Origin of the sequence: Streptomyces odonnellii (genome assembly GCF_000981895.1) — a bacterium.
GTDB classification, from domain to species: Bacteria; Actinomycetota; Actinomycetes; order Streptomycetales; family Streptomycetaceae; genus Streptomyces; species Streptomyces odonnellii.
Genome location: NZ_LATD01000472.1, coordinates 1 through 6,404 on the forward strand (window position 1 = coordinate 1; position 6,404 = coordinate 6,404).

Genomic DNA, 6,404 nt, shown 5'->3' on the forward strand with positions numbered 1-6,404 from the left:
GGGCGACCGATTGGTGTAGACCACTTGCGGTAGGCTCGCGGGGCCGGTCGGTCGCGGGCGGGGCGCCGGTGATCGTCATCATTGAGTACGGCGTGAGGGCGCGCCCGCGAAGATGGTCCAACTGTGCGTTACCGTGACGAAGCGGTACGACAGCGACAGCGATAGCGAGCGACAGTCAGGGAGTACACCATGGCCACCAAGGCTGAGAAGATCGTCGCCGGGCTCGGCGGGCTCGACAACATCGAAGAGGTCGAAGGCTGCATCACCCGCCTCCGCACCGAGGTCGTCAACCCGGACCTCGTCGACGAAACCGCTCTCAAGGCCGCGGGGGCGCATGGTGTGGTCAAGATGGGCACCGCGATCCAGGTAGTCATCGGCACGGACGCCGACCCCATCGCCGCCGACATCGAAGACATGATGTAAACGGGCCCCCTTTTTTTGAGGGCTCGGTTCGCCTCCGGGCGCCTCAAGCCCCTGTCGACGGTCGACCGTGCTCGCCCCCTCGACAGCGGCCGGCGCCCTTCGGCTCACTCGCCAGGCGACCGTGCGGGGCCGGGACATCAAGGCACCCCAGGCCCTCGGCATGAACCCCGCTCAAGCCTGCTCACCCCGACGCCTGGGGGTACGAGCATGGCTCGGGCTGCTGTCGGTCCGCCCTGGGGTGCGGACATGTCCGGGCTGCTGTCGGCCGCCTGGCGAGTGAGCCGAAGGGGCGCGGTCGGTGCCGAAAGGGAGAGCGCGCGCAGGGTCGCGAGGTACGAGTGACCCGAGCACGGTCGACCGTCGGCACCGACATGTAGCGCCCCGGAGGCGAACCGAGCCCTAAAAAAGACAAGAAAGCCCTTGCCTATAGGGTCGGGGCATGTCACGAATCGACGGCCGCACCTCCGACCAGCTCCGTCCCGTCACCATCGAACGCGGATGGAGCAAGCACGCCGAGGGCTCCGTCCTCATCTCCTTCGGTGACACCAGAGTCTTCTGCACCGCCTCCTTCACCGAAGGCGTCCCGCGCTGGCGCAAGAACAGCGGCGAAGGCTGGGTCACCGCCGAATACTCGATGCTGCCCCGCTCCACCAACACCCGCGGCGACCGCGAGTCCGTACGCGGCAAGATCGGCGGACGTACGCACGAGATCAGCCGGCTCATCGGCCGCTCGCTGCGCGCCGTGATCGACTACAAGGCCCTCGGCGAGAACACCATCGTCCTCGACTGCGATGTCCTCCAGGCCGACGGCGGCACCCGTACCGCCGCGATCACCGGCGCCTATGTCGCCCTCGCCGACGCGGTCGCCTGGGCCCAGCGCAAGAAGATCGTCAAGGCCGGGCGGCGGCCCTTGACCGGCACCGTCGCCGCCGTCAGCGTCGGCATCGTCGGCGGTACGCCGCTTCTGGACCTCTGCTACGAGGAGGACGTCCGCGCCGAGACCGACATGAACGTCGTCTGCACCGGCGACGGCCGCTTCGTCGAGGTCCAGGGCACCGCTGAGGCCGAGCCCTTCGACCGCAAGGAACTGACCGCGCTGCTGGACCTCGCCACCACTGGCTGCGCCGACCTCGCCGCGATCCAGCGAGCGGCCCTGGACGAGACGCCGTAACGGAACCAACTCCCGAGCGGGGCCGGGCCGCCCGGGGCGGGCCGAGCCGAGTCGGACCGGCGCGGGGTCGCCGGGCCGGTCGAGCCGGGCCCGTCGAGGCAGGGCGGCCAACCCGGGCGGCCGAAAACGGTCGGCGGAAGCAACCGGGAAGACCGCCCGGGCGTCTCAACCGCACGGGCGCACGGACCGAACCGTGCGCCCGTCCGTACCCCGGGGAGGAACCCGCGCCATGCCCGCGCCCATACGCCGACGCCGCATCACCCTGGCTCTCGCCGCCACCGCCCTGGCGCTGCCCCTGACGGCGGGCTGCGGCGCCCTCGACACGGCGCTGGACTGCGTACAGACGGCCGACGCCATTGCCACCAGCGTCAGCAATCTGGAACAGGCCATCTCCAGCGTCGGGGACAACCCCCTCAAGGTCGACGAGGCCCTCGACAACATCGACACCGAACTCGGCAGCCTCAAGGACCAGACCGACAACGCCGACCTGAGCAAGGCCGTCGACAACCTCACCAAGGGCGTCGAGAGCGTCCGTACAGCCGTCGAGAACGGCGACGAGACCCCCGACCTGACGCCGATCTCCGACGCGGCGTCGGAGATCGCGAACGTCTGCACCCCCTGAGGGGCAGGTGGCTGACCGGCGGGCGGCGCGGGCACGGATACTGAGGGGCATGACCCGCCTCATCCTCGCCACCCGCAACGCCGGGAAGATCACCGAACTACGGGCCATCCTCGCCGGCGCGGGCCTGCCCCACGACCTCGTCGGCGCGGACGCCTACCCCGGTGTCCCGGACGTCAAGGAGACCGGCGTCACCTTCGCCGAGAACGCGCTCCTCAAGGCCCATGCCCTCGCCGACGCCACCGGGTTGCCCGCCGTCGCCGACGACTCCGGGCTCTGCGTCGACGTCCTCGGCGGCGCGCCCGGCATCTTCTCCGCGCGCTGGGCGGGCGCCCACGGCGACGACACGGCGAACCTGAACCTGCTGCTGGCCCAGCTCGCCGACATCACCCCGCCCCACCGCACGGCCCACTTCGCCTGCGCGGCAGCCCTGGCACTCCCGGACGGCACCCACCGCGTAACCGAGGGCCGCCTCCCCGGCACCCTCCGCACCACCCCCACCGGCACGGGCGGCTTCGGCTACGACCCGATCCTCCAGCCGGACGGCGAATCCCGAACCTGCGCGGAACTGACCCCGGCGGAGAAGAACGCGATCAGCCACCGAGGCAAGGCCTTCCGCGCCTTGGTCCCGGCGGTACGGGAACTGCTGGGCTGACGCCCGCGGCATGCGCCTGCGGTACGAAAAAGGGCGCGGCATCCGTCTCGGGCGCCGCGCCCTCTCCGATGTGGGCCCGGTGGGACTCGAACCCACGACACACCGGACCTAAACCGGCGCCCTCTTGGCCAACTGGGGTACGGACCCGTAACCAGGAGCTTACCGTGCTCCCCGGACGCACTTTGCGAAGGTGCTCGTCTGGCTGTGGCACGACGGACAGAGATACCGCAGATTCTCGATCCGGTTGTCCAGACGGTCGCCACTGATGTGGTCGATCTCCAGGACGAGCCGTCTGCCCTGCCAGGTGTCCACGATGCCGCACTCGTCACAGACATGCGGTAATCCCACCTCGTCGAGGGCGCGTCTCAGCATCGCGGTCTTCGTACGCGGGGCTCCAGGCGTGAGACACCGCAGAATCTCCGCCGCCGGTTTGCGCCGCGCGGAAGGCACTCCGCGATTGTGCGCCTGCCCCGTGAAATGGGCCGACGACAGACCGTGGGCCGCGATGCTTCGCTTCACGAGCGCACGGGACGCCCCACCGTTGGGCAGGCCGAGGAGTTTCAGCACCCCGGCCAGACTCGTGGAAGACGTGACCGCGGGTGCCAGTTCATCCCTGGGCAGGGTGCCCGGGAGGTATCCGTATCTCCGGGTGAAGTGCGAGGTGTCGATACCGAATTGATCCAGCCTCTTCCTGATGTGGCCATACGGACTGTCACAGGGAGGGATGCCCATGTACTCGAACATCTCCCTGATGCTGTGCGAGTTGGCGGCCGCCTCTTCCAGGAGCTCCTTTGTGTAGGAGCGCCGTTCTCGGTCGGGGAGCCGGTCTTCCCTGAAGTGCGAGATGTCGATGCCGTAGTGCTCAATCCGTGAGCGTATGTAGCGCAGCGGGCCGCTTCCCAGCGGAGCGCCCAGTCTCCGCAGCAGGTCGACGAGGCTGTCGGCCTCGGCCGCGGTCCGCACCAGCAGGTCGCGGGGATATCTCGCGTACCGGCTCATGCCCCGGCCCGCCGCTTCCGGCCCCGGTATGTGTCGGTGACCGCATGGCAGTTGGGACAGAGCAGCCGGAGGTTCTCCGGACGGTTGTCCCACCAGTCGCCATTGATGTGATCGGTTTCAAGCCGCAGCGATTTGCCGTTCCACTCGGCCCCGGTGCCGCACATGGCACACGTCTCCGGGACTCCCGTACGCAGCAGTTCCCGGCGCAGGCGCTCACCGGGGAGCCTCCCGTCCGACGGTGAACCCAGGACCAGACGATTGCCCAGTGCCCCCTTCGGACGCCCCCGAGGCGCACGCAGGAAGTGGGAGGTGCTGACGCCCAACGCTGCTATTCGGCGCCCGATATGAGCCTTGTTTCCGCCAACCGGGCTGATTCCCAGCCGGCGTACGACCTCGCTCACGCTCCTGGAGCAGGCGACGAGCTCGCGCAGTCTCTCGTCCGAGTGGCGCACCCATCTGGTCCTGAAATGAGACGTATCGATGCCCGCCGCAGCCATCTTGGCCCGAAGATATCGACGGCTTCCGGCCGTCGGTGTGCCGCCGCACCAACGAACCGCGTCGTCGAAGGAAGCCGTTTCTCTCGCTGCCTCTTCCATCAGCTCACGGGTGTACCTGACCGGCATGTTCACTCGCCCTCCGTGCGGCCGCGTGTTCGCGGCGTCGCACTGAGTAACGAATCACATGCCGGACAGTTACGTCAGAACTCCCCTCCCCGCCGCCGCGATTGGCGAACCGCCTCCGCTTCCGCCTCCGTTGACACCGACGGCGGCGACCCCGGCAACGGCAGTCCCGCCGTTTCCCTCGTGAGAGCTACCGCCACGACCCCCACCAGCGCCGCCCCCATCGCGTAGTACGCCGGCAGCAGGTCCGTCCCCGTCAGGGCGATGAGCGCCGTGATGGCCAAGGGAGTTGTGCCGCCGAAGACCGAGACCGCGACGTTGTAGCCGATGGACAGCGCGCCGTAGCGGACGTTCGTCGGGAACAGGGCCGGGAGCGTGGCGGACATCGTGCCGAGGAGGCAGACCAGGGACAGGCCCAGCATCAGCATGCCCGCCGCGATCGCCGGGACGCTGCCCTGGGCGATCAGGAGGAACGACGGCAGCGCGAGGAAGAAGAAGCCCAGCATCCCCGTCATCAGCAGCGGCTTGCGGCCGAAGCGGTCGCTGAGGGTGCCGACCCGGTTGATGACCAGCAGCAGACAGGCCATGACCCCCAGCAGGACGAGCAGCCCATGGGTGTCGCTGTAGCCCAGTTCGTCGGAGAGGTACGCCGGCATGTACGACAGCAGCATGTAGTCCGTGATGTTGTACGCGCCGACCAGCGCGACGCACAGGATCAGCGTCCGCCAGTAGCCCCGGAAGATCCTGCCCAGGTCGCCCTTCGCCGTGGCCGTCACCGTCTCCGGCGCCAGCCGCCGGAACGCCGGTGTCTCGTCCAGCCGTAACCGCAGATACAGCCCGACCAGCCCCAGCGGTCCCGCGACCAGGAACGGTACGCGCCACCCCCACGCCTCCACGGCCTGCGCGCCGAGGCCGGTCCGTAGCGCCGTGACCAGGCCCGCCGCGCCGATATAGCCGGACAGCGTGCCGAATTCCAGGAAGCTGCCGAAGTAGCCCCGCCGCCTGTCCGGCGCGTACTCCGCGATGAAGGTGGACGCCCCGCCGTACTCGCCCCCGGTGGAGAACCCCTGGACCAGCCGGAAGAAGACCAGCAGGACCGGAGCCCAGAAGCCGATCGTCGCGTACGACGGGATCAGCCCGATGGCGCAGGTGCCGGCCGCCATCATGATCATCGTCAGCGCGAGCACCTTCTTGCGGCCGATCCGGTCTCCCAAGGGGCCGAAGACCAAACCACCGACCGGGCGTACGAGAAAGGCGACGGCGAAGGTCGCGAAGGAGGAGAGCAACTGGACGGTGGGGTTCCCGGACGGGAAGAAGACCTGCCCGAGGGTCGCGGCCAGATAGCTGTAGATACCGAAGTCGAACCACTCCATGGCGTTGCCCAGCGCGGCGGCCTTCACCGCCCGCCGGACATCGCGCACGTCGGTGACGGTCACCGGCACGTCGACGGGGGAGTCGGACCGGTGCGCCCCGGGGTCGGCCATGGCGGGGGTCCCTTCCTCAGGGGTACGGTCCGCGCGGACCGTCCACAGGAACCTTCGGCACGCTCATGGCGACGGCCGACCGAAGTCCCACGTGAGTGGGACCCCGGTCACCGCGGGCCACCCCAGTCGGCCACCCCCGTGGGTCACCCCCGTAGGTCACCCCTCCTGAGATCCCCGGACCGGTCAGATCCCCGGACCTGTCAGATCCCCGGACCTGTCGGATCCCCGGACCTGTCGGATCCCCGGACCTGTCGGATCCTCGGATCCGTCAGATCCCGAGATCCTTGATGATCTTCGCTACATGGCCGGTCGCCCGCACGTTGTAGAAGGCGTGCTCCACCTTCCCCTCCTCGTCCACGACCACCGTGGAGCGGATCACGCCGGTCACGGTCTTCCCGTACATCTTCTTCTCGCCGAACGCGCCGTAGCTCTC

5 protein-coding genes, 1 tRNA gene and 2 pseudogenes are annotated in these 6,404 nt (G+C 69.0%); 4 read left to right on the top strand and 4 right to left on the bottom strand.

Features of this window, described 5'->3' with window-relative positions; all coding sequences use genetic code 11:
- Positions 1 to 186 precede the first annotated feature (186 nt).
- The 4 genes and pseudogenes from WH07_RS33285 to rdgB form a co-directional block, all read left to right on the top strand.
- Positions 187 to 423 (top strand): annotated as a pseudogene (locus WH07_RS33285) (glucose PTS transporter subunit EIIB); the annotation flags it as partial.
- Between the two features lie 439 nt (positions 424 to 862).
- Positions 863 to 1,594, top strand: coding sequence for a ribonuclease PH (gene rph / locus WH07_RS33290; RefSeq protein WP_046508437.1), 732 nt, complete (start codon positions 863 to 865; stop codon positions 1,592 to 1,594).
- A 229-nt stretch (positions 1,595 to 1,823) separates the two neighbouring features.
- Positions 1,824 to 2,216 carry a hypothetical protein gene (locus WH07_RS33295; protein ID WP_046508439.1) on the top strand — a complete coding sequence of 131 codons (393 nt, stop codon included), beginning with the start codon at positions 1,824 to 1,826 and terminating at the stop codon, positions 2,214 to 2,216.
- Between the two features lie 49 nt (positions 2,217 to 2,265).
- Positions 2,266 to 2,868 (top strand): RdgB/HAM1 family non-canonical purine NTP pyrophosphatase, encoded by a 603-nt coding sequence (rdgB, locus tag WH07_RS33300; protein ID WP_046508441.1) that lies wholly within the window; start codon positions 2,266 to 2,268, stop codon positions 2,866 to 2,868.
- Between the two features lie 71 nt (positions 2,869 to 2,939).
- Here the strand turns inward: rdgB and WH07_RS33305 are convergent.
- The 4 genes and pseudogenes from WH07_RS33305 to WH07_RS33325 all read right to left on the bottom strand — a co-directional run.
- Positions 2,940 to 3,015 (bottom strand) — tRNA-Leu (locus WH07_RS33305).
- 12 nt (positions 3,016 to 3,027) lie between these two features.
- Entirely contained in the window at positions 3,028 to 3,867 is an 840-nt protein-coding gene (locus WH07_RS33310; RefSeq protein WP_046508444.1) for an HNH endonuclease, read from the bottom strand.
- Between the two features lie 697 nt (positions 3,868 to 4,564).
- Positions 4,565 to 5,971, bottom strand: coding sequence for an MFS transporter (locus WH07_RS33320; RefSeq protein ID WP_079023766.1), 1,407 nt, complete (start codon positions 5,969 to 5,971; stop codon positions 4,565 to 4,567).
- Positions 5,972 to 6,239: 268 nt separating this feature from the next.
- A pseudogene (locus WH07_RS33325) lies at positions 6,240 to 6,404 on the bottom strand (peroxiredoxin); the annotation flags it as partial.